The organism is Mycolicibacterium celeriflavum, from assembly GCF_010731795.1.
GTDB lineage: Bacteria > Actinomycetota > Actinomycetes > Mycobacteriales > Mycobacteriaceae > Mycobacterium > Mycobacterium celeriflavum.
The window spans coordinates 4818679-4845276 of the sequence record NZ_AP022591.1 but is presented as its reverse complement, the minus strand read 5'-3'; the positions used below and the strand labels follow the sequence as shown (position 1 = coordinate 4845276).

General features: G+C 62.9%; 18 protein-coding genes, 1 rRNA gene and 6 pseudogenes. 14 read left to right on the top strand and 11 right to left on the bottom strand.

The window, feature by feature from the left end; translation table 11 throughout:
• Positions 1-109 precede the first annotated feature (109 nt).
• A pseudogene (locus tag G6N18_RS23285) lies at positions 110-580 on the bottom strand (ABC transporter permease); the annotation flags it as partial.
• A 128-nt stretch (positions 581-708) separates the two neighbouring features.
• Between G6N18_RS23285 and G6N18_RS23280 the strand changes: the two are divergent.
• On the top strand, positions 709-1944 hold the full coding sequence (locus tag G6N18_RS23280) for an IS256 family transposase (protein WP_234806289.1): 1236 nt from the start codon (positions 709-711) through the stop codon (positions 1942-1944).
• 54 nt (positions 1945-1998) lie between these two features.
• Here the strand turns inward: G6N18_RS23280 and G6N18_RS23275 are convergent.
• Both G6N18_RS23275 and G6N18_RS23270 read right to left on the bottom strand, forming a co-directional pair.
• A pseudogene (locus G6N18_RS23275) lies at positions 1999-2379 on the bottom strand (ABC transporter permease); the annotation flags it as partial.
• Positions 2376-3140, bottom strand: a complete 765-nt coding sequence (locus tag G6N18_RS23270) for an MlaE family ABC transporter permease (protein ID WP_163689980.1) — start codon at positions 3138-3140, stop codon at positions 2376-2378. The pseudogene G6N18_RS23275 and the gene G6N18_RS23270, both read right to left, overlap by 4 nt.
• Before the next feature lie 568 nt (positions 3141-3708).
• Here G6N18_RS23270 and G6N18_RS23265 point away from each other — a divergent pair.
• From G6N18_RS23265 to G6N18_RS23240, 6 genes and pseudogenes are all read left to right on the top strand, one after another.
• Positions 3709-4911 (top strand): MCE family protein, encoded by a 1203-nt coding sequence (locus G6N18_RS23265; protein WP_067221395.1) that lies wholly within the window; start codon positions 3709-3711, stop codon positions 4909-4911.
• Positions 4911-5942, top strand: coding sequence for an MCE family protein (locus tag G6N18_RS23260; protein WP_083007408.1), 1032 nt, complete (start codon positions 4911-4913; stop codon positions 5940-5942). Before G6N18_RS23265 ends, G6N18_RS23260 begins: the two co-directional genes overlap by 1 nt.
• Positions 5932-6996: an MCE family protein gene (locus G6N18_RS23255; protein ID WP_109749608.1), complete on the top strand. Its 1065-nt coding sequence runs from the start codon at positions 5932-5934 to the stop codon at positions 6994-6996. The genes G6N18_RS23260 and G6N18_RS23255 overlap by 11 nt, the downstream gene beginning before the upstream one ends.
• Positions 6993-8342, top strand: coding sequence for an MCE family protein (locus G6N18_RS23250; RefSeq protein WP_083007406.1), 1350 nt, complete (start codon positions 6993-6995; stop codon positions 8340-8342). The genes G6N18_RS23255 and G6N18_RS23250 overlap by 4 nt, the downstream gene beginning before the upstream one ends.
• Positions 8342-9535 (top strand): MCE family protein, encoded by a 1194-nt coding sequence (locus tag G6N18_RS23245; RefSeq protein ID WP_109749607.1) that lies wholly within the window; start codon positions 8342-8344, stop codon positions 9533-9535. The genes G6N18_RS23250 and G6N18_RS23245 overlap by 1 nt, the downstream gene beginning before the upstream one ends.
• Positions 9535-10353: pseudogene (locus G6N18_RS23240) on the top strand (MCE family protein); the annotation flags it as partial. The gene G6N18_RS23245 and the pseudogene G6N18_RS23240, both read left to right, overlap by 1 nt.
• Here G6N18_RS23240 and G6N18_RS23235 read toward each other — a convergent pair.
• Positions 10354-11695, bottom strand: a pseudogene (locus G6N18_RS23235) (ISL3 family transposase).
• A gap of 109 nt (positions 11696-11804) precedes the next feature.
• Between G6N18_RS23235 and G6N18_RS23230 the strand changes: the two are divergent.
• Positions 11805-12680, top strand: a pseudogene (locus tag G6N18_RS23230) (mammalian cell entry protein); the annotation flags it as partial.
• A gap of 19 nt (positions 12681-12699) precedes the next feature.
• Here G6N18_RS23230 and G6N18_RS23225 read toward each other — a convergent pair.
• From G6N18_RS23225 to G6N18_RS23200, 6 genes and pseudogenes are all read right to left on the bottom strand, one after another.
• On the bottom strand, positions 12700-13476 hold the full coding sequence (locus tag G6N18_RS23225; protein ID WP_067221373.1) for an SDR family NAD(P)-dependent oxidoreductase: 777 nt from the start codon (positions 13474-13476) through the stop codon (positions 12700-12702).
• Positions 13477-13585: 109 nt separating this feature from the next.
• A complete protein-coding gene (locus tag G6N18_RS23220) occupies positions 13586-14866 on the bottom strand; it encodes an amidohydrolase family protein (protein ID WP_163689978.1) in 1281 nt (426 codons plus the stop codon).
• A 128-nt stretch (positions 14867-14994) separates the two neighbouring features.
• Positions 14995-16008 (bottom strand): Rieske 2Fe-2S domain-containing protein, encoded by a 1014-nt coding sequence (locus G6N18_RS23215; protein WP_083007330.1) that lies wholly within the window; start codon positions 16006-16008, stop codon positions 14995-14997.
• 105 nt (positions 16009-16113) lie between these two features.
• Positions 16114-16953, bottom strand: a pseudogene (locus G6N18_RS23210) (enoyl-CoA hydratase); the annotation flags it as partial.
• Positions 16954-17245: 292 nt separating this feature from the next.
• Complete coding sequence (locus G6N18_RS23205; protein ID WP_083007335.1) at positions 17246-18352, bottom strand: ABC transporter substrate-binding protein; 1107 nt, start codon at positions 18350-18352, stop codon at positions 17246-17248.
• Between the two features lie 214 nt (positions 18353-18566).
• Entirely contained in the window at positions 18567-19316 is a 750-nt protein-coding gene (locus G6N18_RS23200; protein ID WP_234806283.1) for a FadR/GntR family transcriptional regulator, read from the bottom strand.
• Between the two features lie 474 nt (positions 19317-19790).
• Between G6N18_RS23200 and G6N18_RS23195 the strand changes: the two genes are divergently transcribed.
• The 6 genes from G6N18_RS23195 to G6N18_RS23170 all read left to right on the top strand — a co-directional run bounded on the left by G6N18_RS23195 (position 19791) and on the right by G6N18_RS23170 (position 26327).
• Positions 19791-20996 carry a cytochrome P450 gene (locus tag G6N18_RS23195; RefSeq protein WP_083007341.1) on the top strand — a complete coding sequence of 402 codons (1206 nt, stop codon included), beginning with the start codon at positions 19791-19793 and terminating at the stop codon, positions 20994-20996.
• Positions 20997-21042: 46 nt separating this feature from the next.
• On the top strand, positions 21043-22212 hold the full coding sequence (locus G6N18_RS23190) for an NDMA-dependent alcohol dehydrogenase (RefSeq protein WP_083007343.1): 1170 nt from the start codon (positions 21043-21045) through the stop codon (positions 22210-22212).
• Between the two features lie 54 nt (positions 22213-22266).
• Entirely contained in the window at positions 22267-23139 is an 873-nt protein-coding gene (locus tag G6N18_RS23185) for a mycofactocin-coupled SDR family oxidoreductase (RefSeq protein WP_083007346.1), read from the top strand.
• An 83-nt stretch (positions 23140-23222) separates the two neighbouring features.
• Positions 23223-24215: a hypothetical protein gene (locus G6N18_RS23180; RefSeq protein WP_083007349.1), complete on the top strand. Its 993-nt coding sequence runs from the start codon at positions 23223-23225 to the stop codon at positions 24213-24215.
• A 124-nt stretch (positions 24216-24339) separates the two neighbouring features.
• Complete coding sequence (locus G6N18_RS23175) at positions 24340-25824, top strand: DNA-3-methyladenine glycosylase 2 family protein (RefSeq protein ID WP_083007351.1); 1485 nt, start codon at positions 24340-24342, stop codon at positions 25822-25824.
• Entirely contained in the window at positions 25824-26327 is a 504-nt protein-coding gene (locus tag G6N18_RS23170; protein ID WP_083007354.1) for a methylated-DNA--[protein]-cysteine S-methyltransferase, read from the top strand. The genes G6N18_RS23175 and G6N18_RS23170 overlap by 1 nt, the downstream gene beginning before the upstream one ends.
• Positions 26328-26391: 64 nt before the next feature.
• On the opposite strand, the gene rrf is transcribed toward G6N18_RS23170, so the two are convergent.
• A 5S ribosomal RNA gene (gene rrf / locus G6N18_RS23165) occupies positions 26392-26506 on the bottom strand.
• Positions 26507-26598: the final 92 nt, after the last annotated feature.

Below are 26598 nucleotides of genomic sequence, written 5' to 3'. Positions count from 1 at the left end.
TCGAGGTGCCCGTCCAATCGGCAGTGAACGGTCGAATCGTTAGCCGTCCGAAACCAATACGTGAGGATTGCTCGTGACATCGGCGTCGTTGTCTGGCATTCGTGCTCACCTACCCGGAGAGGTTGAAGTTGCCGGACGCGCCGTAGACGGCGAGTGAGATGAACAAGGTGATGGTGACGACGACGATCAGGGAGGTGCGCACGGCCTGGCCGACGGCGATGCCGACACCGACCGGGCCGCCGGAGGCGTTGTAGCCGTAGTAGGTGTGCACGAGCATGACCGCCACGGCCATCACGATCGCCTGCAGGAAGGACCACAGCAGGTCGGTGGGCACCAGGAAGGTGTTGAAGTAGTGGTCATACAGGCCCGCGGACTGGTTGTTGATGAACACCGTGGTGAAGCGGGCGGCGAAGAACGCCGCGAGCACCGACAGTGAGTACAGCGGGATGATCGCGATCATGCCGGCCATCAGCCGGGTGGAGACCAGATAGGACACCGAGTGCACCGCCATGGCTTCGACCGCGTCGATCTCCTCGGCCACCCGCATCGCCCCGAGTTGGGCGGTGGTGCCCGCGCCGAGGGCGTGTCATTCCATCTGTGTAAGTCCGGGGTGGTCCATCATCGGACCGCCGTTTGGGCGGACAGAAGGAGTGTTTTGTGATCAAGACCACGCAGGTGCCGGCTGAGGACAAGTCGGCGGCGCGGCAGCTGGCCGAGACGTTCTCGGCGGAGACGTTGGATTCGTTGATCAAGGATGCGGTGAAGTCGGGTACCCCGATCGATGGCGCGGATGGTTTGCTCAACGAGTTGACCAAGGCGGTGCTGGAGCGGGCGCTGAATTCGGAGTTGACCCATCATCTGGGCTATGAGTCCGGTGATCCGGCTGGGCGCGGCTCGGGCAATTCCCGCAACGGCACCACGTCCAAGACGGTGACCACGGTCAACGGCCCGGTGCAAATCGACGCGCCGCGCGACCGCAACGGCTCCTTTGAGCCGGCGATCGTGCCGAAGAAGGCCCGTCGGCTCAACAACATCAATTCCGTTGTGCTGTCGCTGTATTCGCGCGGTATGACCACCCGCGACATCGAGGCCCACCTGGCGGAGGTGTACGGGGCTGCGGTGTCGCGGGAGTTGATCTCCAATGTCACAGACGTCGTCGTCGATGAGATCAAGGCCTGGCAGTCCCGCCCGCTCGACGAGGTCTATCCGATCCTGTATATCGACGGGCTGCGGCTGCGGATCAAGGACAACGGTGTGGTCACCACCAAGGTGGCCTATCTGGCCATTGGGGTGGATCTGGAGGGCCGCAAACATGCCCTGGGGGTGTGGATCCAAGACTCCGAGGGCGCCAAATTCTGGCAGAAAGTCGTCATCGATCTGCGCAACCGCGGGGTCCGTGACATCCTGATCGCCTGCTGCGACGGGCTGACCGGGCTGCCCGATGCGATCCGCTCGTGCTACCCCGACACCGTGGTGCAGACCTGCGTGGTGCACGTGATCCGCAACGCGATGCGGTTCGTGTCCTACAAGGACCGCAAGAAGGTCGCGACGTCGATGCGGGCGATCTACGGCGCGGCGACCGTGGAGGCCGCCGAACTCGCGCTCAAGGACTTCGACACCGCATTCGGCGCCCAGTATCCCGGCGCGATTGATGTGTGGCGCAACGCCTGGCCTGAGTTCGTGCCGTTCCTGGACTTCCCGGTGGAGCTGCGCAAGATCGTCTACACCACCAACGCGATCGAGTCGATCAACTTCCAGCTGCGCAAGATCACCAAAAATCGCGGTCACTTTCCCGACAAGGACGCCGCGATGAAGTTGCTGTATCTGGGATTGCGCAACATCTCCAGCGAGAGAGGAGGCTTCTCAGGCACCGGCACTTACAACTGGACTGTGGCATTGAACACACTGGCTAGGCTGTTCCCCGGTCGAATCCCGTTGTGCTAGAGTACAACTCGTAGTCAAATCACCTCTGACTTACACAAAATTCGTGACAGGCTCCGCGCCGATGGTGGCCGCCAGCGCGATCCCGGCGATCACCGGGGCCACGATGCGCACGTTGAGGAACGCCGACAAGAACCCGGTCAGCGCCTCGATCCCGATATTGCCCAGCGAGGAGTAGCCCTGCACGGCGATCACCCCGCCCGAAGCCAGCGTCAAAAACGCCGCCACCCCGACGGTGCCGCCGATCATCACCAACGCCCCGGTGCCCATCGTCATCTCGGCGATGTTGCGGATCGTCTCGGTGCGGTAGCGGCGCACCGCGTTGGGCAGATAACGCATCGTCTCGCCGTAGAACAGCGCCTGCTCACCGATGGTGTCCACCGCCTTGGGCACCCCGCTGAACATGCGGCGCAACCGCACCGTGACGTCATAGCTCATCGGGCCAGCACCCGCACCCCGACCGCGGTCATGATCACGTTGATCACGAACAGGCAGATGAACGCATAAACCACCGTCTCGTTGACCGCGATGCCCACCCCCTTGGGCCCACCCTTGACCGTCAACCCCCGATAACAACCCACCAGCCCGGCCACCACACCGAACAGCAACGCCTTGATCTCGGCCATCACCAACTCACCCAGACCGGTCAGCACCGTCAACCCGTTGATGAACGCCCCCGGATTGACCCCCTGCAAAAAAACCGAGAACACATACCCACCCGACAGGCCGATCAGACACACCAGACCGTTGAGCAACAACGCCACAAACGTCGAGGCCAACACCCGCGGCACCACCAACCGCTGAATCGGGTCGATACCCAACACCCGCATCGCGTCGATCTCCTCACGGATGGTGCGCGCCCCCAAATCAGCACAGATCGCCGTCGCCCCCGCCCCGGCCACCACCAACACCGTCACCACCGGACCCAACTGAGTGATGGTGCCAAACGCGGTACCCGCCCCCGACAAATCGGCCGCACCGATCTCACGCAACAAAATATTGAGCGTGAACGCCACCAACACCGTGAACGGAATCGCCACCAACAACGTCGGCACCAACGACACCCGCGCGATCATCCACGTCTGATCCAAAAACTCCCGAAACTGAAACGGACGCCGAAAAGTCTTGGCGAACGTATCAAAAGACATCTCCACGAACCCGCCCACGGCCCGAGCCGGAGCCGCCAGCTGAATCGCCATCCCCGAAGGCTATCGGGTCAACGCGCGCACTGTCCGCACACCTAGCAAAAGATCTAGTGGTTTACACCGCAGAGCGCACTGTCGATCAGCAAGACAGGCACTACGATCCAAGTGTTACCTGTCCCCGCCCTCCGTCGGGCTCGGCTGAACATCGCCACATGTCACACTGGCCGGGCCCGCTCCCCTCAGGCGGGGATACGGGTCGGTTATTTTGCACTGGCAAGGAGAGGTCACACTCCTAACCTCAAGGCGGTCAGAGATTTGCGCTGAGCCAGAGCCGATGCGACGGCACTTCCGACCGCTGGCCCTACCCAAGGGATACTGTTCGGTGCAATCACCGCCTACCCAGTCTGCCCAGCCACAACCACTGCTTCGATGGTGGGCCTGATCGAGGGTCCGGCCCTGGATTCAAACCTATAGAGGTATTTTTCTTTACGTCGTCGCTTCAGCTGGGGTAGGTTTCGGAGCACCCACGAGTTATCAGCTGCCAACGACGAGGGCCGGGCCGGCGCAGGGGGCGCTGCCATGGCCGCATGCGGGGCCGGCGCGGAATGGGAGGGGTGTGGTCATGGCTATCGCCGTGCCGCGTCGCCGTGCGGTCCGCATCGCCGCACTGGTGGCCGTGCTCCTGGTCAGCGCTAGCGCGGTGTTCACCTACCTCTTCTACTACCGCGCCTTCACTCCGGTGGCCACGGTCACGATCCTCGCTGAGCGTGCGGGTCTGGTTCTGGATCGCGACGCGAAGGTCAAATACCTGGGTGTCCAAGTCGGCAACGTCTCGGCGATCGAATACGACGGTCACCAAGCGCGTTTGACGCTCTCAATTCGGCGGGACCAGCTGGGTTACATACCATCCAACGCAACGGTGCGCATCGCCAGCACGACGGTGTTCGGGGCCAAAGCCGTCGAGTTTCTCGAACCAGCTCAGCCGGCTCCAACTGCGGTGGTCCCTGACGCCCAATTCACCACAGACACAGTCGCCGTTGAGCCCAACACGCTGTTCCAAACGCTGGTGGACACCCTCAACAAGATCGACCCGGTCCAGCTCAACGCGACGATGAGCGCCCTCAGTGAAGGTTTGGGTGATAACGGCGAGGATGTCGGTGCCTCGATTTCGGACGCGAATGATTTTTTGGCACAGCTGAATCCGAAGTTGCCGACGTTACAGGCTGATCTTCAGCGAGTAGGCGAAACGTTTGACATTTATGCCGATGCCGCTCCTGACCTGATAACAACGCTGGACAACGTGCCGACCATCAGCGACACGCTTGTAGATCAACAAGACAACCTCAACGCCACGCTGCTGGCGGCAGTGGGCGTCGCCAACGAAGGTGAGCAGACACTGTCGGCCGGCGCTGACGACTACATCGCTGCCATGCAACGTCTGCGCGCACCCCTGAAGGTGTTGAGTGACTACTCGCCGGAATACGGCTGTGTACTACAAGCTTTGGCCGACACCCTACAGAAGCTGGGGCCCTATTTCGGCGGCCTGAAGCCATCCCTGTTCGTCAGCGCCGGCCTCCTCCCAGGGGCGCCGGCGTACACCTACCCCGAGAGCCTGCCGATCGTCAACGCTTCGGGTGGCCCCAACTGTCGCGGATTGCCCAATCTGCCCGCAAAGCAGAGCCGCAACTCGTGGTATCGCCCGCCGTTCCTGGTAACCGATAACGCCTATGTCCCCTACCAACCCAACACCGAGTTGCAGTTCGACGCTCCCTCGACGCTGCAGTTCTTGTTCAACGGGGCCTACGCCGAGTTGGATGATTACTGATGGGTGACCGTCGTGTTGGGCTCAAGGTCGCCATCTTCACCGTGGCGATGCTGTTGGTGCTTGGGCTTCTGGTCGTCACCTTCGGGCAGTTCCGCTTCGGCTCCGATGTGACCTATCACGCTGATTTCGCGTCGGTTTCGCGGCTCAAGGAGGGCCAGGACGTCCGAATCGCGGGGATTGTGGTGGGCAACGTCAAAGACATCGAAATCCGCGACGGCCACGCCAGCGTCACGTTCGATGTCAACAAGCGCTTCGCGCTCTACACCTCCACCCGCGCGGTGATCCGTTATCAGGATCTGGTTGGCAACAGGTATCTGGAGATCACAGCCGGGCCAGGAGATCTTCGTAGACTGCCGCCCGGGGCGACGATCCCGCAGAGCCATACGGAGCCGGCCCTCGACCTCGACGCCCTGCTGGGTGGCCTGCGTCCCGTGCTCAAAGGTCTGGACGCCACCAAGGTGAACGAGATCAGCAACGCCGTCATAGAACTGTTGCAGGGCAAGGGTGGCGCGCTGGCTGACATCCTGTCCAGCACAGGTTCTTTCACCCGAAACCTCGCTTCTCGAGATCAGCTGATCGGTGATGTGATCACCGATCTCAACGAGGTGCTCAGCGCAGTTGATGGGCGGTCAGCCGAACTGGACGAGAGCGTCGACCAGCTGCAGAAACTCGTCTCCGCCCTGGCGGCGGGACGTGACCCGATCGCCGGTGCCATCGAACCGCTGGCGTCCGCGGAGACCGACCTCACCGATATGCTGACCCGCTCTCGCCGGCCCATACAGGGAGTGCTGGAGAACACGTGGCCTCTCGCAACCAAACTCGACGAACGCAAGGACGAGATCAACAAGGTCATCGAACCGCTGGCCGAGGACTACATGCGGTTGCAATCGCTGGGCGCGTACGGATCGTTTTTCAACTTCTACTACTGCTCGGTCAAGATCAAGATCAACGGTCCAGCAGGTAGCGACATCATCATTCCCGCCGGAGGACCGCCGGACCCGACGAAGGGCAGGTGCGCCTTTGCTGAGTGAGGAACGGGGCAAGCGCGATCCGCTGCGGACCGGATTGTTCGGGATCTTTCTCGTCGTCTGCCTGATGCTGGTCTCGGCCGGCTACACCCAGCTGCCGTTCTGGCCGCAGGGCAAGCGCTACGACGCCTACTTCACCAATGCAGCAGGTCTGGTGGCCGGAAACGACGTCGAGGTCTACGGCTACACCGTCGGCCAGGTGACATCAGTGGAGCTGGTCGATCATAAGGCCCGGATCGGCTTCACTGTCGACCGCAACCTCCGCCTCGGCGATCAAACCCTCGTCGCAATCAAGGCCGACACTGTCCTGGGGCAACGGTCCTTGGAGGTAACCCCGGCCGGGGCAGGGTCGTCGACGTCGATTCCCGTGGGACGCACCACAACTCCTTACACGCTGAGCAGTGCGCTGCAGGATTTGGGCACCAACGCGGGCGGCATCAACGACGGCCAGTTCATCCAAGCGCTGCAAGTGCTCACCGAAACCCTGCACGACGCCACCCCCCAGTTGCGCCAAGCGCTGGACGGCATCGCCGCACTGTCGCGCAGCATCAACACCCGAGACGGCCAGCTCGGCGAACTGCTCGAACACGCTCGGTCGGTCTCATCGATCGTCGCCGACCGCGCCGACCAACTCAACCAGCTGATCATCGACGGCAACAGCCTGTTCGCCGCACTATCCGCACGGCGGCAACAACTTCAGACTCTTATTTCCGGGATCGACGAAGTCTCCCGCCAGCTCTCGGGATTCGTCGACGACAATCGCCCGCAGTTCGGCTACACGTTGCAGAAGCTGAACCTGGTGCTCGACAACCTCAACGCACGACAGGACCATATCGGCGAGGCCCTTCGCCAACTGCCGGGCTACTCCACCCAACTCGGCGAGGTCGTCGGCTCGGGCCCCGGATTCAGCGTGAACACCTACGGAGTGCCGCCCATCACGACCGGCGCAGTGATGCTCGACGCCTACTTCCAACCGGGCAAGTTGCCCGACAGCTTGGCCGACTTCCTTCGCGGGTTCATGACTTCCCGCATGATCATCAGGCCGAAGTCACCGTGAGCACCCCCCGACCGTCCAGAGCAGGCTGGCGGACGCGGTTGTGCGTCCTATCGGTCTTGGTGCTGACGCTGTGCGCCGGAGTGACGCAGGTGTGGCCACACACCGACGACATCACGGTGACCGGCTACTTCTCCTCAGCTGTCGGTCTTTATCCGGGCGACCAGGTGAAGGTCGCCGGGGTACCGGTCGGCACCATTGTCTCGATCGAGCCACAGCCGCAGCACTCCCGAATCGTCATGGCGGTGCGCGGTGATGTCGAGATACCGGCTGACGCACACGCGCTGATAATCGCGCCGAATCTGGTATCGGCGCGGTTCGTCGAATTTGCGCCGGTGTACAACGGTGGCCAGACGCTGGGCGATCGTGCCGTCATACCCGAAGACCGCACCGCGGTTCCGGTCGAATGGGATGAGGTGAAATCCGAACTCACCAAACTGAGTTCACAGCTAGGTCCACAGCCCGGGTCGGTGCAGGGCCCGCTCACCAAGTTCGTCAACCAGGCCGCGGATACGTTCGACGGTCAAGGTCAGTCGTTCCGCCAGGCCATCCGTGAATTGTCCCAGGCTGCCGGAAGTCTCGGCGACTCCCGGACCGACTTGTTCGGCACGGTGCAGAATCTGCGTATCCTCGTCGACGCGCTGGCCGACAGCAACGAACAGGTTCTGCAGTTCTCCAACCGTGTCGCGACGGTGACGCAAGTGCTGGCCGATAGCTCCTCGGATCTCGATGTCGCCCTGGGCACACTCAATCGGGCGCTGAGCGACATCCGAGGGCTTCTCGACGAGAATCACGCCGCACTGGTCGGTTCGATCGACCGGCTGACAAGCTTCACCAAGCTCCTGACCGACCACAGCGAGGATATCGAGCAGATCCTCCACGTCGCTCCGCACGGCCTGGCCAACTTCTACAACATCTACAGCCCCGCCCAGGGATCGCTATCGGGCCTGCTGACGCTTCCGAATTTCGCCAACCCGGTGCAGTTCATCTGCGGAACCTTCGACACCGGCGGCACTGCAGATTCGTTCAAACGAGCCGAGATCTGTCGACAGCGGATGGCACCGGTTCTCAAGCGCATCACCATGAACTATCCGCCGATGCTGTTCCACCCGATAAACAGCATCACCGCCTACAAGGGCCAGATCATCTACGACACCCCCGAGACCGAGGCGAAAGCCCGCACGCCGATTGCCCAGCTTCAGTGGCAACCCCTTCCCGGCGTGACTCCACCGAAGATCGACCCGGGCACCGACTTGACCTCACTGCTGGTGCCTCCCGAAACCGCCCGGTCGAGCACGCCAAACGCTCCACCAGTCCCTGCGCCGACTCCGCCTGAAGGGGAACGTTGATGACGGCAGCGGTCAACAAGTCCACGTCGAAGGCTGTGGCGAGGCGCGTATGGTGCTGCGCGGCTTCGGTTCTCCTGCTGAGCGGTTGTGAGTTCGATGGGCTGAACTCAATTCCGATGCCGGGTACCGCCGGACACGGCGCCGGCGCCTTCACTGTCACCGTCGAGCTGCCCGATGTTTCCACGTTGGCGCAAAACTCACCGGTGAAAGTCGACGACGTCACCGTCGGCAGCGTCTCGGGCATGCGGGCAGAGCAGCGCGCCGACGGCACGTTCTACGCCGCGGTGCGGCTCTCCATAGCCGCAAGCGTCGAGCTCCCCGCCAATAGCGTGGTGAAGGTGGCACAAACGTCACTGTTGGGCTCCCAGCACGTGGAGCTGGCGGCGCCGACGACCGAGCCGGGGGTGGGTCGACTCTCCGACGGGCAGACCATCCCGATCGACAACGCGGGCCGCTACCCCACCACCGAGGAGGTGTTGTCCTCGCTGGGCGTCGTGGTGAACAAGGGCAATCTCGGTGCGTTGCAGGACATCACCGATGAGCTCTACACCGCTACGGTCGGGCGCGCCGGACAGTTCGCCGAGTTCCTTCCACGCCTGGCCGAACTGACCGCTGCCGTCGATCGCCAGACCGGTGACCTCATCATCGCGATCGACAAGTTGAACAGGTTCGCCTCCGTGCTCGCGGGCGGCTCCGACAAACTCGAGCGCGCACTGGCAGCGATCCCCTCAGCGTTACGCGTCCTCAACAGCAACGCGCCTCCGGTCATCGAGGCTTTCGCCGCGCTGCAACGGTTCGCCACGGTCGCCGCACGCGTCCTGAGGCACACCAAAGACGACTTCGCTGCCAACATCAAAGATGTCTATCCTGTCGTCAAGGCATTGTCCGACAACGCGGATCATCTCATCAGCGCACTACCGATGATCGGAACCTTTCCCCTACCGCAGACCGGTGTCCGAAACGCCGTTCGCGGTGATTTCCTCAACATCGACGCCACGTTCGATCTGACGATGCGCAAGCTCGGCGAAACACTGTTCACCACCTCGCCGCTGGACGCGAACATGAAACACCTCAGCGAAATGGTGAATCCGCCGGATTGGCTGGTCGGGTCTCTGGCCAATTTGTCCGGCCAAGCCGCCGATCCGTTCAACATCCCCCCGGCGCCGCCCCCACCGGCCCAGGGAGGCAGCTGATGCTCAGCCGACGGATGCGCTGGCAGCTGACTACCTTTGTGGTCATCACCATGATCACAGTGGGTGTGGTGGCCGTGAGCTATATCGGCGTGCCCGCCGCTCTCGGTATCGGGACATACACTGTGACAGCAAATTTCGCTGCCAGCGGCGGTCTGTACAAGAACGCCAACGTGACCTACCGCGGAACCACCATCGGCCGAGTCACCGATGTGTCGCTCGCGTACCGCAACGGAGTCGACGCGACGATGCGGCTCAACTCCGAAACCCGTGTGCCCGACGATGTGATTGCGACTGTCAGCAGCGTTTCGGCGATCGGCGAGCAATACGTCGATCTGGTGCCGCAGCAGAACTCTTCGTCAGATTTTCTGCGCGATGGATCACGCATCACCAGAGACCACACCCGGCTGCCCCAGGACATCGCAGGGTTGTTGCGCGAGGCCCAGAGCCTCATCGATTCGATCAGTCAGAGCAAGCTGCGCGATCTGCTGCGCGAAACGTTCACCGCATTCAACGGTTCCGGACCTGAGCTGGCGCGTCTGATCGAATCGGCCCGGCTGTTGGTCGATGAGGCCAACGCCCACTCTCAGGACATCACGGCGCTCATCGATCAGGCCGGCCCGTTCCTCGACGCCCAGATCAGCAGCGGCGAGGCGATCAAATCGATAGCCGACGGCTTGGCCCGGTTCACCGGCGAACTGCGTGGCGCCGACCCGCAGCTTCGAGAGCTGCTGACAACCGCTCCCGGAGCCGCCGACGTCGCAGCCGACACGTTCAGAGGTATCCGCCCGTCTTTTCCGATATTGGCAGCAAATTTGGCTCTACTGACTGATCCGTGGGTGGTTGATGCGTCCTGGTAGCGCGGGGCGGTGGCCGCCGAGGGCGAGCATGGCCAGGGCGATGAGTGCGTCTGGGGAGCGAAATCCGAACGCGATGCGGGTCAGGAGTCGGATCTTGGTGTTGGTGGATTCGATCAGTCCTTGGGAGAGGCCGTGATCGAGCGTGGCGTCGATGGCCACCCGGTGGCGCACGATGCGGCCGGCGAGCTCGACGAACACCGGGATGCGGCAACGCCGCGCCCAGGAGGTCCACTTGTCCAGGGCCTGTTTGCCTTCCTCGCCTTTGACCGAGAACACATGCCGTAAGCCCTCTTTGAGCAGATAGGCGCGATAGAGGCGGGTGTCGGTCTTGGCGATCCAGGCCAGTTTGGCGTTCTGGCGTTCGGTGAGGTCTTCGGGGTTCTTCCACAACGCGTAGCGGGCCCCCTTGAGCTTGCGGGCGTGCTCACGGCCCGGCCGCGGCGCGGTGTCCTTACCGGGCCGACCCCGGCCCCACGTGGGCTCGGTGCGCGCCAGCGCTCGCGCGTCGTTCCAGGCCCGGCGCCGCTCGACGTCGAGTGCCTCGGTGGCCCAGGCCACCACATGGAACGGATCCGCACAACGGATCGCGACCGGCAGCGTTGGGCGACGACGTCGGCGATCCAGTCGGCGGCATCAGCGGAGACGTGGGTGATCTGTGCGCACCGCTGGGCGCCCAAGGCGTCGAAGAACCGCCGCAGCGTCTTGGTGTCGCGCCCGGGTGCGGCCCACACCAGCCGGCCGCTGTCGTGATCAACGACCACCGTCAAGTACTTGTGGTGGCGTTTGTAGGAGATCTCGTCGATGCCGATGCGGCGCAGGCCCGCGAACCGGTCGAAGGTCTTCTCGGTGTCGGCCCAGACCCGGGCCACGATCGCGCCGACGGTGCGCCAGGCGACCCGCATCAACTCGCACACCGCGGTTTTCGAGCACGCCACCGCCAACCAGGCCACCGTGTCATCGAAGGCCAAAGTGTGTCCGGCGTGATGACGCGCCCACGGCACCGCCGCCACCGTCGGCCCGTGGGTGGGGCAGTTCACCCGCGGCGCCTCGGCCTCCAGCACCACCTGCACAGTGCCCCAATCCAGGCCCGCCACCGGCGTCGACCCTCACCCCGGTCATACCAAGACGCCCTGCGGCCACAGCGGCCACAACGCCGTGAGACCCCGCTTCGTGGCCGCACCCGCGCCACCACCAGTGCGGCGCCCTCGGCGTCCTGGCCTTCGAATTCCTCGAACTCGACCGCCTCGATCACCGTGCGCTTGTCGACACCCAGCAGCCCACGCCATAACCTCACATTGCGCACGTCGTTGCCCGCTCCCTTGGTTCCTGACCCTTGACAAGCCAGAAACCTTAAGCGACAACGACGTGCGCCCCAGACATCTCAGAAATCAACCCACGGAAGTGTCAGGAGAGCCGCAAATTTGGCCAACTTCGGCCGAATCGGAGTCATCTACAACAAGTCGATCGAGCAGACCCTCGTCATCTTCCCCGCGCTCACCGCCGCCCTCTTGTCAGTCGCCCAGCAGATGCCGCCAGACGAGGGAGCACGTGCCGATTTCAAGCTCAGCCTCCAGGATCCCCCGCCTTGCAGTGTGGGATTTCTGCCGCCCAGCATGATTCGTTCTCCCGCTGACGAGACGCTTCGCGAGCTTCCCCGCGATCTGTATTGCAAGGTGCCGCAGAATGATCCCGCCGTCGTCCGCGGCGCCCGCAATTACCCCTGCCAAGAGTTCCCCGGCAAACGCGCGCCCACGATTCAGCTCTGTCGCGACCCCGCCGGCTTTGTCCCGCTTGGCCGCAACACGTGGCGTGGCCCGCCCGCACCTATCGACACCCCGGTGACAGACCCTCGAAACATCCTGCCACCCAATAAATTCCCGTTGCTACCTCCCAATGCCGACTATGACCCCGGCCCGCCGGTCGTCCACCTACCGCCGGGGGTCCCACCGGGGCCCGGGCCCGCCCTTACACCGCCCTACCCGCTGCAACAGGCGCCGGCCGACGGGCCACCACCACCACCTCTGCCCTACCAAGCGCCCCCGGACCAATCTGTGCCGCCGTACGGGCAACAGCCCGCCAATCCGCCGCCACCACCTCCGGCGGTCACCCCCCAGCTTCCGGCCGAGGCCCCGCCGCAGGCGCAGAGCCAGGCCGGTGTCACCTATGACCCCAGCTCCGGCGCATTCCTCGATCCGCAGGGCAACCTCGGCGTATTTGCTTCAGGGGCATCGAAATTTCGACCCGCTGAGAACTGGATAGACCTGATGACCTACCCAGAAGCGGTGTAGGCCGTGTTCGCAACTGGAGCTACTTGCGCATGCCGCCTGACACCGTGATGTCGTCGCCGGTCACGAATGACGAAGCGTCGCTTGCGAGGTATAGGGCGGGACCGACGATTTCAGAGAGGTCGGCGATGCGGTGCTGCGGATTCATGTCCGCAAGTAGGGTCAATGCCCCGGGAGCCACGCGTTCGGCTTCAGCCAGCATTTCGGTGGCGAAGGGCCCTGGGCACAAGAGGTTAGCGCGAACCCGCCACGACGCCCAGAGGTTGGCCATGGACTTGGTCAGGTTGTGCAGTGCGGCTTTGGATGCTGCGTAGACGACCGATACCGGGTTCGACGAGTAGTAGCCCTCCATCGAGCCTACGTTGATGATGCTGCCACCGTCGTGGTCGCGCATGACGGGGGCAACGCATTGGCTCATCCGCATAGGGCCTTCGACATTGACGCTGAAGACTTTTCGCCAAAGGTCCAGGGTGACGTCGTTGAGGGTCGGCACCGCGGGGTTGATACCCGCGTTGTTGACCAGAATATCGATACGACCGTACTCGTTGACCACCGACTCGACGAAATGAGGAATGGCGTCCCAGTCACCCACGTGGCACGCGAGTCCCAGCGCCTTCCCCCCGCTTGCCCGTACTTGCGCGGCCACTTCATCACAGGTGGACTGCCGGCGGCTCGACACCACCACTGAAGCGCCTGCTTGTGAAAGCCCTTCGAGGACAGCGCGTCCGATGCCCCGGGTGGATCCCGTGACTATTGCGACGCGCCCGCTGAGGTCGAACAGTTCCGAAGGGTGGGCCATAGTTGCACTCCTGCAGTTGGTCACCGTGCCGCCTCGCTCGGACACCCGCTCGGCTCGGTTCACTCGGCCGAGGCCGGGGATACCCGCCAGTTGGTCGTCCGGATAGCGCTCACGCGCCCCGCGTAGCCTTTCTCAGCGCGTCCTTCTCCCGCTGCCCTGTCTCATGTTTGGACAGGGCTTGGATGGAGACGTCGTGTCCTTCGGCGGCTTTGCGTAGGGCGCCGACGGTGGCTTGTTCGCGGGTGATGTGGCTGAACGGGTCCCAGTGATACCAGCGCATGGCGTTCTCGAACGTCATCTTGTTGATCTCCTCATCAGCCACGTTGTTGGCCTTCAGCACCTCATCGAGTTGCTCAGGCGCGCCCGGCCACATCGAATCGGAGTGCGGATAGTCGGCTTCCCAACAGATGTTGTCAACCCCGATCTTGTCGCGGGTGGCCACTCCGACCGGGTCGGCGATGAAGCAGGTCAAGAAGTGCTCACGAAACACCTCAGAAGGCAGCTTGCCGCCGAAATCCTGACCCGTCCACGTCGAGTGCATCTCATAGGTGCGATCCACCCGCTCCAAGAAATACGGGATCCAGCCCGTCCCACCCTCCGACAGCGCGATCTTCAGATCGGGATACTCCTTGATCGGCTTGGACCACAACAAATCCGCCGCGGCCTGCACAATGTTCATCGGCTGCAGGGTGATCATCACATCCATCGGCGCATCCGGGGCGGTGATCGCCAACCGCCCCGACGAACCGATGTGCACATTGAGCACCGTGTCGGTGTCCACCAGCGCATCCCACATCGGCTTCCAATGCTCAAAATCATGAAAACTCGGATAGCCCATCGCCGACGGATTCTCGGTGAACGTCAACGAATGCACCCCCCGCTCAGCATTGCGCCGAATCTCGGCCGCACACGCTTGGGGATCCCAGATCACCGGCAACGTCATCGGAATGAACCGCGCCGGATAGGCCCCGCACCACTCCAACACATGCCAGTCGTTATAGGCCTGCACCAACGCCAGCGAGAACTCCGAATCCTCAGTAGCGAACAACCGACCCGCAAACCCCGGAAACGACGGAAAACACATCGACCCCAGAATGCCCCCGGCGTTCATGTCCTTGACCCGCTCATCAACCTGCCAACACCCCGGCCGGATCTCATCCAACCCCTGGGGCTCCAGCCCGTACTCCTCCTTCGGACGCCCCGCCACCGCATTGAGCGCCACGTTCGGAATCACCGTGTCACGAAACTGCCAGGTATCCGAACCATCCGGGTTGTGCACCAACCGCGGCGCCTCATCGATGTACTTCTTCGGCAGATGATTCTTGAACATATCGGGCGGCTCGACGATGTGATCATCAACGCTGACCAGAATCATCTCGTCGCTATTCACGGCAGCCTCTTCCCGCTCGGTGGCGAATGGTGTGGACGCTGGAAACGTCGCGCAGCGTCCCGCGTCCTGTTCCGATGGACGACTCCATCTTAAACCTCTAGAGGTATGGATTGTCTAGAGCTTCCGCGTCACGTCCTCGCGGGTTCGTCTTCGGCTGGTACTTCGTAGAATTGGGTCGCCCATTCGCGCATGGCCATGTAGGGCTTGGCGTCGATTTTGGCCAGTGGGGGTCGCTCCACGTACTTCTGATGGCGCCAGATGTCGCAGTCCTCCCAGACCGTTTTGAGAAACTGCTTCTCGACATGCGCGCAGACGTGATCCGGTGGTATGTCAGAGGTCTCGTTGGTTTCCTTGGGCCACCAGATCGAGTAGAACATGTCCGACACCTCGTCGTCGACGGGAGTGCAGGCGAAGATCAGCCGGTGGTTGCTCGAGCCCTCGAATGCGCTCATCGCGAAGCCGAGGCCGGAGAAGTGGCTGTGGATGCGCAATGCCATCTCCTCGGGATCGTCGCTACGGGCGTCGGGCCAGCCGGTGACGAAGCGCCACTCCTGCTCCTCGTGTTCCCAGTGCAGGCACACCGGCGTGACCGTCGCACCGTGCACGTAGCGGAAATGCGAACTGTCGGGGCCGTTCTCCGCGACGATCTGCGGATGAACCGGAACCGCGTCGGCGCGCCTGGAGAACTCGGGATAGGGCCGGTAGTACGCGTTCGGGTCGGTCTCGAATTGCGGGAATTTCCGCATGATGTCGGGCAATTCCCATCGTGGCAGACTGCCCGCCGGGTGATACCACATGAAGATGCAGCCGTACTGTTCTTTGACGGGGTAAGACCGCAGCCGCAGCGCCCGGTTGGGTCGTTCGGGTTGGTACGGAATGAAAGTGTTGTTGCCTTCGGGGCCCCAGCGCCACCCGTGAAACGGGCACTCGACGCAGTCACCGACGACCTTGCCGCCGTGTCCGATGTGCGCGCCGAGGTGCTTGCAGTGCGCCTCCAACACGTGCAGTGCGCCGGCTTCATCGCGGTAGGCCGCCAGGTCCTCCCCGAAGTACTTCAGCGCCTTCACGGTGCCGACTTCGAACTCCGCCGACCAGCCGATCATGAACCAGCCGGTGACCTTCCATGTGAACGGAACCTTCACGCTTTGGCCTCCTAGCTACCTGTCGAAGTGCGAGGTTGTTTGCGCGGTGCGCAGTTTGGCCGTCCCAGGCTCCCGAGCGTCAGAGATCGGCGCGCCACTGGTAGCGGCAAGTGGCGGAAAATCGGGCCGACGCTTCTCGAAGAACGCCGTGATGCCTTCAATGAAGTCAGGGCGGAGCATCGAGGCCTGCATCAATTTCTCTGCCCGCGCGCTGATTTCGTCGAGATCACGCAGAGCATCTGAGTACATCTGCCGCTTGATCACCGCTAGTGAACTGGGTGCACAACTGACTGCCATCGCGTCGGCATATTCCAGCGTTCGCGCCATCAGGTCGTCGGGTGCGACGACTTCTTTGACCATTCCGAGTTCGGCGGCCTCCTCGGCGTAGAACGTCCGACCCGACAGCATCAGATCCAGCGCAGGTCCCCAGCCCACGAGCCGGGGAAGAATCCACGAAACCCCGTATTCGGCGGTAAGTCCTCGCTGCGCGAAAGCCGTGGTCATCTTGGCTCCGGCCGCTGCGAATCGGACATCGCACATCAGCGCCTGCACCAAACCGATGCCGGCACATGCGCCGTTGATTGCGGCAATGACGGGCTTGCGCATCGTCGTCACGAAGCTCGGAAAGCGCTCCCCCACCAGGACGCTCACATCGATCCCCGCCGACGACGATGCATTGCCGATGGAGTCCAACTCACCCATGTCGGCCCCGGCGCAGAACGCACGCCCGCGTCCGGTGAGCACGATGACCCTCACGGCTTCATCGAGCTCGGCCGCGTCGAGACGCTCATAGAGCGCGCTGGCAAGCCCGTCGCCCCAGGCGTTCAGTCGCTCGGGGCGGTTCAAGGTCACCACCGCCACCCCGCTCTCGCGAAGCTCATACAGGACGGCGGAGTCAGAACTCGAGTCGGCACCGCCGGTCGCTTCAACACCGTTGCGCTGCATCGTCACCAAGCTTCCCCTCGCTAAACCTCTATAGGTTAGGCGTACTGTACACCCCTCAGTATGTTCGGCCGCAAGCCGTCCGCATGGGGTCAATCGGCTGTTGTTCCTCTCTCGGCGATGCAGATATCCGCAGATGAACCGCTGTCTGGCTGGGACAGTGTCCGATCGACTGCGAAGTAGGCTTCTCAAGGCTGCCGCGCCGACGTCATCAACGCGGCGGCAGCCCAGATGATTGAAGCTTTAGATTTATCGCAAAATGAGCATGCGTAAGGCGGCCTCTACCGCATGGGGCCTAACTGTGGTCCAGCAAGCCTTCGATAGTTGCGTAGAGCACGCTTCGGCTGGCATCGGGAAGTACTCGCCGCGCGACGAGGAACTCGGTGCCCATCCATCCGTGACGGATGTACTTGCCGAATCGCATCCGGGTGCCTGGAGCGCCAGTGGCTGCGGGAAGCATCTTGATCTTCTCGAGGGCATCCTTGACGCCGGCACCGGTCAGTGGGCGCGCGGAAGCCAGTGCAGTCATCATCAGTCGTCCGACGTCGTAGCAGTAGGGCGGAAAGAAGTACTCCGGTCGGCGACCGTGGCGCGCTTCGAAGGCATCGAGAAAGGCCTGGCACGTCGCGTTGCGTTCATCGTATTGATCGAGTCCGATCCAACCGGCGAACTGTTCCCGCCACCATCTGCTGGTCGCCGCGAATTCGAATGCCGTGGTGGTGTATCGCGGCGGGATCCACCCGAGTGTCTGGAGCGCGTCGTTCATCCCGACCACACCGAGCCCGAAGCCGACGTGCATGATGGCGTCGGGTTTACTGGCCGCCAGCGTCGACATGGCCGCCAGCTTCTCCGATTCCACTTGTGGTATCGCAACCTCGACCACGATATCTAGGCCGGCTTCTCGGCAGGCCACCCGCGTGGTGCGAAGGTACTCGTGTCCGATCAATGAGTCTTCGAATGCCAGACCAACGCTGCGGCACCCGTCTAGAGCAGCGACCGTGGCCATGATGATGGGCTCTTCCTCCATCGATCCGGCGGGCAGGCCGAACACCCATTCGCCGAGCATGTTCTCGGATGCTCCCATGGTGATGATCGGCACTTGAGCGAGTCGCTCGACGTATCGGCGTAGTGCCACACCGTTCTCGGAGACCCAGGGCCCGAAGATCACCAACGCATCCTGTGCGACAAGCTCGTCGAAGGCGTCGCGCACCGCGCGGAATGACCCATTGGGCAGACCTTGCACGGCCCGGGTGACGAATTCGACGGGACGGTCCAGTTTTCCGCTGGCGATGAACTCGTCGGCGACGAGTTGCAAGCTGGGCAGGACATTCTCGTCGAAGCCGCCCTTCTCGTCGAGGTAATCGATGAGCAGTCCGACGCGCGCTGGTGTGACGTTACCCATGTCGCCCCTTCTGTTGCTGTGGCTCCCGCCTGGCTCGCCGACGCGTCTGATCAACGGGATATCTAATTCGTCTCCACCTGAAATAGGTCAGCTGACAGCTAAGCCTATACCTTTAGAGGTATATGCTAGGCGGAGTGCGACCGCAACGATTTAGTCGTCAAATATTGCGGTAAACCGGGCGCGAGGGCCTTCTGCGGCGCGGGTTTCCCGCTCGCTACAGGTGATGGTTGAGGTCGACCACCGAGGAGCCGCGCTCGCCCAGGAGTGCCCTGCGCAAGCCGGCCATGTGGGCGTTCCAGTGAGCCTGAGCCCCTTCACCATCGCCGGCTTCGATGAGGTCGCACAGCGCTTCGTGATCCCGAGTGATACGGCGCCGAGCCGCGACGGGTTGTTCGCGGGTGCGCTGTTGCACATCGGCGACCGCCCGAACGATGACCTCGTTGAGCATTTCGCAGATGAGCTGCAACGTCTGATTGCCTGACAACGCGACGATGTCGGAGTGGAACTTGATGATCGCGTTGGTGCACGCCAACGCGTCATTGACCGTCCGCTTCTGTTGGATGACCGATTCGCGCAGCTGGGCAGCCGCACGGCGATGGCTGCGGGAGGACGCAACCATCCGGGCTGCGGCGGGTTCGATGACAACGCTGGCATCAAAGACGTCTGCGAGCGGTACGCTGCGCGACTGCAGCACCAACGCCGCCGCGCGTGCCGTCATGCGCTGATCGGGGCGGTGCACGATGACTCCGCCTAGCGCTCCACGCACCACCGAGATCAGACCGTCCGCCTCCAGAATTCTCAGCGCCTCGCGCAGGGAGGGTCGCGACACACCGAACTTCTCGAGCAAGTCGGCTTCGGTGCCCAGCAGATCGCCCTCGTCCAGGCCTGTCGCGATGATCAGCTCCCGCATTGCCTGGGCGATCTGCTTCGGCTTTCCGGATTTGCCACCCTCGGCCCCCGGCACGGCATCCACTGTGCTGCGATTCGCCACGTCATTCCCTCTCGCTGCGCCCGCCCGCCACAGGGGGCTTCTCGGCCGACTCGCCGACCACGTCGGCTCACCGTCTCCTTCCAAAATATCCGACATATGACCAAGTTGGGCCATCGGGATCCGACGCGCTGATCAGCGAGCGGACATGTCAGACAACTGAGTCGCATCGATTTGATGTCGCACTCCCAAGTCAGAGCGCTCCTGACCGACGCTTTACAAATGAAAGCTATAGAGGTTTAAATTGAGGTCCGTGGTACCGCGCCACGGTCGCGCCTGTGCGTTCGGGTGAGCTTGCGCCTGATGCCAGAACTACCGAGTCGGGGGTATTAGACGTGAAACCGCTGTTCCGCAGCCCGGACCACGGTGTCGACCGCCACCGTGCCACGGAGTCGGCGACGTTGACTCATTCGCGACGGCCCGCCCACCCCGAGCCAAGGTCCAGGTGAGATGACGGAAACAGCCTCAGCAGCTGTGTATTACGACCCATACGACTTCGACATCGACGACGATCCGTACCCCACGTGGAAACGGATGCGCGACGAATCACCGCTGTACTACAACTCCAAATACGATTTCTACGCCCTGAGCCGTCACGCCGATGTGGCACCCGCTCTCTACGACTGGGAAACGTTCCGGTCGGGAAAAGGCACGGTGCTCAACATCATCAAGAGCGGGATGGAGATCCCATCTGGTCTCGTACTCTTCGAGGACCCCCCGCTACACGATATTCACCGCAAGATGCTGTCACGCGTCTTCACACCGCGACGGATGGCCGCAGTCGAACCCATCGCACGACAATTCACCATAGAAGCCCTCGACCCGCTGGTCGGAGAAGTCGGCTTCGACTTCATCGAGCACCTCGGATCCTGGATGCCCATGCGCACGATCGGCACCCTGTTAGGAATTCCCGAGCAAGATCAGGCGACAATGCGCGACAACACCGACCGTGCCATCACTCTTCGGTCCGGTTCGCCGACCACACGCGTGACCACAGGCAAAGCCTTCGAGGCGCCCAACATGGAGATGATCGCCGACTACGTCGATTGGCGGGAAAAGAACCCCGCCGACGACTTGATGTCCGACCTGATCAATGCCGAGGTCGAAGACACCGACGGCACCACGCGCAGGCTCACCCGTCCCGAAGTCATGACCTACATCAGTACCGTCATGGGTGCGGGCAGTGAAACCACCACCCGGCTCATCGGATTCGCCGGCCAGCTGCTCTCCGACCACGCCGACCAACGCCGTCAACTCGTGGCGGATCCCTCCCTGATCCCTCGCGCCGTCGAAGAAGTGCTTCGCTACGAGCCGCCCTCACCGGTGCAGGGACGATATGTGCAGCACGACAGCGAACACCACGGTCGCGTTGTTCCAGCGGGCTCGGTGATGCTGCTGCTCAACGGATCGGCCAACCGCGATGAACGTCACCACCGCGACCCCGATCGCTTCGACATCCACCGCAGAGAGGGTCATCTGAGCTTCGGAGTCGGCGTCCACTTCTGTCTCGGCGCAGCCCTGGCGCGCATGGAAGCCCGCGTGGCGCTCGAGGAGGTCCTCACGCGGTGGCCCGACTGGGAAGTCGACTACGGCGCTGCGGTCAAAGCTCATACCTCCAGCGTTCGCGGCTGGGCGAAACTGCCGGTGAGGGTCTGATGCGGGCAAACACGATGCGCAAAGACCTTCATCTGGAGGCACGTCGATGAGGTCCAGGGCGGCCGTCCTCCATGACGTCGGGCGGGACTGGGACATCACCACGATCGACCTCGATCCGCCACGTGCGGGCGAAGTACTGGTGAAGATGGCCATTGCCGGCATCTGCCACTCCGACGATCACTTTGCCACCGGCGACAGCGTCCCCGACGAAAGCATGGTCGCTGCCATGAAAGCCGCGGGACTCGCGGAGCCACAATGGTTTCCGCTGGTCGGAGGGCATGAAGGCGCCGGCATCGTTGTCGAGGTCGGTCCCGGTGTGACGTCGTTGTCACCTGGCGACCATGTCGCGGTGTCGTTCCTGCCGGCGTGCGGAAGTTGCCGTTGGTGTGTCTCGGGCGCGACCTACCTGTGCGACGTCGGGGCGGACGTCTTCGACAAAGCCATGATCACCGATGGCACGTGCCGACGCCACCTCGACGGCACCGACCTCATGGCGATGATGCAGGTCGGCACATTCTCCGAGTATGTGGTGGCCTCCGAACGTTCCCTCATCCGAATCCACGACTGGATACCCTTCGAGGCTGCGGCGCTCGTATCTTGCGGAGTCACAACGGGTTTCGGGTCGGCCACGATCAGCGCCGGCACCAAACCCGGCGACACCGTGGTGATCATCGGCACCGGTGGAGTGGGGATGAACGCGGTACAGGGGGCGCGGGCGGCAGGCGCCAAACATGTCATCGCCATCGATCCGATCGACTTCAAGCGCGAGGTCGCAACAGATTTCGGCGCCACTCACACCGTCGCCGACGCCGGCGCTGCGCTCAAACTGGTCAAGGACCTCACTTGGGGCGTCATGGCCGACGCCGTGGTGATCACAGTGGGCGTCCTCGATCCCGGTTTGATCCCACTGGCCTTGATGCTCACCCGTAAAGGAGGAACGTGCGTGGTGACAGCGATGACGCCGCTCTCGCAGATGAACGTCCCACTGGTTCTCACCGACATGGTGAACTCCTGCAAGACGCTCAAGGGTTCGCTCTACGGGGAGATGAACGCCCGGGCAAGCATGCCGATGCTGCTGTCGATGTACGAATCGGGGGCGCTCAAACTCGATGAGCTCATCACCCACCGTTACAAACTCGACGAGCTCAATGAAGCGATCGAGCACATGCGCCATGGACGAAACATCCGCGGCATCATCGACTTCGGCGCCACCTGACAACCGAAAGCTTTGCAGGGATTCGCCACCAGACCCAGAAGGGACAGCAACCACATGACCAACGATCTCACCGGCAAGGTCGCGTTCATCACCGGAGCGGCCCGCGGCCAGGGTCGCGCACACGCCATCGCGATGGCCGAAGCGGGGGCCGACATCATCGCCGTCGACATCTGCGATCAGATCAAGTCCAACAAGTATCCCCTTGCCACACCGGAAGATCTCGAGACCACCGCACGCCAGGTCGCGGAGGCCGGCCGTCGCTGTATCCCTGTGCGAGCCGATGTACGAGAACGCGGCGAGCTACGCACCGCTCTAGAGGCCGGAATCGCAGAGTTGGGACGGCTTGACATCCTGGTCGCCAACGCCGGAATCCTGCCCATGGCACTCGGCGACCCGCACCCATCCGACTTCGTCGACGCAACCGACGTAGACCTGCTGGGTGTGATGAACGCCGTCGCCGTGTCCATCAACCACATCACCGACGGCGGCTCGATGATCATCACCGGCTCGACGGCCGGCATGATGCCGAACACCACCACGAACAGCGTCATGGGCCCTGGTGGCTCTGGATACGCCTGGGCCAAACACACTCTCATCTCGTACGTCGAACAGATCGCACTACACCTGGCTCCTCGAATGATCCGCGTCAACGCCATCCATCCGACCAACTGCAACACCCACCTGCTCCACAACGACGGCCTCTACAAGGTCTTCCGACCCGACATCAAGGACCGCGACATCACCCGCGCCGACGCTGAGTTGGCGTTCGCACATTTCCAAGCGATGCCCATTCCCTATGTCGAGCCTGAAGACATCGCTAACCTCGCGGTCTTTCTCGCCAGCGACAAGTCGCGATACATCACCGGCCAACAGATCCGCGTTGACGCCGGCGCACTACTCAAATTCCCCAGCGGCCCAGTTGGATGACAGCGAGCGGCCAACCGCGCCACCGCGAGTCGCCGGCACACTGCGTTCCTTTCTAGCGGCCCCGTCAACCAGAGGAGAAAAGCGTGCCCAATCACATCGAATTCGACGTGGCAACTCATACCCCCACGCTGGAGCATTATCGACGCGACTGGACACCGGGTCCCGGCGTAGCGCTGGCGGGCATGTGGATCGGGGCCGTGGTCAATGACACCGCGGGACAGACCTTTTGGGGTTTGCGCGGGGCCGACGACTTCCTCGCCGGAATGACACACGTGGTATCACCTATCACGGGCTTCAAGCGACTACAGCCATCTCTCGACGGCGATCCCCCTCATCTGTTCGCCGAGTACTCCACCATCGACTGGTTCGAGCCGATGCAATACGCAGACGGCGCCGACCGGGTACAGCTGAGCTTTCCCAGCGGACGGATCGAGCGCGACAGCGACGGCTTCCATTGGTACGACGCCGCAGGACGCTGGGAAATGCACGGCAAGAATGTCACCGACATCTTCACCGTGCGCGTCCCCCCACAGGACGACATCGCCGACGAGGTCTACTACCGCCACGAACTTCTCGCCGCGACCGGCACCATCGAAGGGGTCCCGGTCTCGGGCTACCTGCATCAGGACTTCGCCTACGGACCAGCGGGAAAGGTCTACCCAGAATTGCCCGTCGTCCGTCAGCTACAAGGGATGTGGGTGTCGTGGCTACACGAGTACGACGACGGACAGTGGGGCGGCGGGTGCTTCTGGCAAGGACGCGACGACCTCGAATTCGGCCCCGGATACCAACTCAAGGACGGTGTGACTACAGCCCACAACGACATCGTGGCGACACCGACTTTCAACGACGACGGCAAGTTGACTGCCCTGGAGACCACGATCGGCTCGGACTCCTACACCTTCACTTTCGACACCGCCGGCAGCTACATCCACTACTTCGGAAAGCTGACACACAGTTCGTCCATCAAACACCCAGCACGCAGTTGGTGCTGGGTGGAGTACGCGGGCGACATGCTGACCCCCGAAATCCTCGACATGATGATGCAGCAGTTTCGCCTCGCGCGAGGCCGATGAGGCTCGCAACCTACAGTCCCGCGACGGCCCGGAGGAGAACAGGGGCCATGGGACCCACCTGACTGCGACTACCATGTCGGTTTTCCGCCAGTGTTGTCGGTGGGGACGTGTAATTGTAAGAAGCGTGCACGACGATTTCGAACGCTGCTACCGGGCCGTCCAGTCCAAAGATGCCCGGTTCGACGGCTGGTTCGTCACCGCCGTGCTGACCACGAAGATCTACTGCAGGCCGAGCTGCCCGGTTCGGCCGCCGTACGCGCGCAACATGCGCTTCTATCCGACCGCGGCGGCCGCCCAAAAGGCCGGCTTCCGAGCCTGTAAACGGTGCCGCCCAGATGCGTCACCCGGCTCGCCGGAGTGGAATGTCCGCGGCGACGTCGTTGCCAGGGCCATGCGACTGATAGCCGATGGCACCGTCGACCGCGAAGGCGTCACCGGACTGGCCACCCGTCTGGGGTACACCACCCGGCAGCTCGAGCGGCTTCTACAGGCGGAAGTCGGCGCGAACCCGCTGGCACTCGCGCGCGCACAGCGTTCGCAGACCGCCCGCGTGCTCATCGAAACCACCGAATTGCCGTTCGGTGATGTTGCTTTCGCATCAGGCTTTTCCAGCATCCGCCAATTCAACGACACCCTACGAGCGGTATGCGATCTCACCCCGACCGCGCTGCGCCAGCGTGCGCGTGCCCGGTTCGGCCGCGACGAGGGCGGCACCGGAGCACTGTCGTTGCGGTTGCCCGTCCGCACTCCTTTCGCCTATGAGGGACTGTTCGGACACCTGGCGGCCAGCGCCGTCCCGGGCGTCGAGGAAGTGCGCGACGGCGTCTACCGCCGCACGTTGCGCCTACCGAACGGCAACGGGATCGTCTCTCTCACACCACAACCCGACCATGTGCAGTGCCGGGTGGTCCTCGATGACTTCCGAGACTTGGCCACCGCCATCGCCAGATGCCGACGGCTGCTCGATCTCGACGCGGATCCCGAGGCGGTCGTCGATGAACTCGGCGCCGACCCGGAACTCAGTGTGCTTGTCAGCAAGGCCCCCGGTCAGCGCATTCCGCGAACAGTCGACGAACAAGAGTTAGCCTTGCGGGTCGTGCTGGGTCAGCAGGTGTCGATCAAGGCCGCCCGAACCCACGCCTGGCGAATCGTCTCAGCTTATGGGCAGCTGATTACGGACCCGAACGGTGGTCTGACACATATCTTTCCGTCGATCGAGCATCTGGCCGACATCGATCCCGCTCACCTGGCCTTCCCGAAGTCACGGCAACGCTCGCTGATCGCGCTGATCCGAGCCTTGGCGGACGGACACGTCGTCCTCGATGCGGGCTGCGACTGGAACCGGGCGCGGGAGCAGTTGTTGGTGCTGCCCGGCATCGGGCCGTGGAGCGCCGAGGTGATAGCCATGCGTGGGCTCGGCGACCCCGATGCCTTCCCAGCCACTGACCTCGGCGTACAGCTGGCCGCACGGCAATTGGGTCTGCCCACCGACCTTCGCCCACTCATCGAGCACAGCGCCCGCTGGCGACCATGGCGTTCCTACGCCACCCAGCACCTGTGGTCCGCGCTCAATCATGCTGTCAACGACTGGCCACCAAAGGAGAAGTAATGGCAGGCTTGAAATTTCGCACGATAGACAGTCTCGTCGGTCAGCTGACATTGGCAGGTAGGGACGGCCGGCTGATGCATCTGCGGATGGTCGACCAGACATATGAACCCAGCCGCGACGGCTGGGCTGCGGACGAGACAGCGTTCCCCGACGCGGTGGAACAACTCGAGGCATACTTCGCCGGCGACCGCACCGAGTTCGAGTTGGACCTCGACCTTGTCGGCACCGACTTCCAGCGGCGAGTCTGGGCCGCATTGCTCACGATTCCCTATGGCGAGACTCGTTCTTACGGCGAGATCGCCAGACAGATCGGCTCTGCGGGCGCCTTTCGCGCGGTGGGCTTGGCCAACGGCCACAATCCGATCGGCATCATTGTGCCGTGCCATCGCGTGATCGGATCCAATGGAAGCCTCACCGGCTACGGCGGCGGACTCGACAGGAAGCGTGCACTTCTCGCGCTGGAGAAAAGCCGCGTTTCGTCGGCGTTGACGTTGTTTGATTGAGCCGACTGCCGCTACAAATGCCTATGGCCCCCAATCGAATTGGGGGCCATAGGGCTTAATTTGTGTTCGGCGGTGTCCTACTTTTCCGCCCGGGTTGGGCAGTATCATTGGCGCTGGCAGGCTTAGCTTCCGGGTTCGGGATGGGTCCGGGCGTTTCCCTGCCGCTATTGACCGCCGTAACTTTATTCTTTTTTTGGGTGCCCACTGTGTGTTGTGGGTGGTGTGTTTTTGGTGGTGGGGTGTGAAAACCGGTGTTTGGGTTTTTGTGGAT

Excerpts from the sequence above, each read along its gene's own strand:
- G6N18_RS23270 (WP_163689980.1), bottom strand. The coding sequence starts at position 3,140 with ATGGCGATTCAGCTGGCGGCTCCGGCTCGGGCCGTGGGCGGGTTCGTG.
- G6N18_RS23265 (WP_067221395.1), top strand. The coding sequence starts at position 3,709 with ATGGCTATCGCCGTGCCGCGTCGCCGTGCGGTCCGCATCGCCGCACTG.
- G6N18_RS23260 (WP_083007408.1), top strand. The coding sequence starts at position 4,911 with ATGGGTGACCGTCGTGTTGGGCTCAAGGTCGCCATCTTCACCGTGGCG.
- G6N18_RS23245 (WP_109749607.1), top strand. The coding sequence starts at position 8,342 with ATGACGGCAGCGGTCAACAAGTCCACGTCGAAGGCTGTGGCGAGGCGC.
- G6N18_RS23225 (WP_067221373.1), bottom strand. The coding sequence starts at position 13,476 with ATGGCCCACCCTTCGGAACTGTTCGACCTCAGCGGGCGCGTCGCAATA.
- G6N18_RS23205 (WP_083007335.1), bottom strand. The coding sequence starts at position 18,352 with ATGGGTAACGTCACACCAGCGCGCGTCGGACTGCTCATCGATTACCTC.
- G6N18_RS23195 (WP_083007341.1), top strand. The coding sequence starts at position 19,791 with ATGACGGAAACAGCCTCAGCAGCTGTGTATTACGACCCATACGACTTC.
- G6N18_RS23190 (WP_083007343.1), top strand. The coding sequence starts at position 21,043 with ATGAGGTCCAGGGCGGCCGTCCTCCATGACGTCGGGCGGGACTGGGAC.
- G6N18_RS23185 (WP_083007346.1), top strand. The coding sequence starts at position 22,267 with ATGACCAACGATCTCACCGGCAAGGTCGCGTTCATCACCGGAGCGGCC.
- G6N18_RS23170 (WP_083007354.1), top strand. The coding sequence starts at position 25,824 with ATGGCAGGCTTGAAATTTCGCACGATAGACAGTCTCGTCGGTCAGCTG.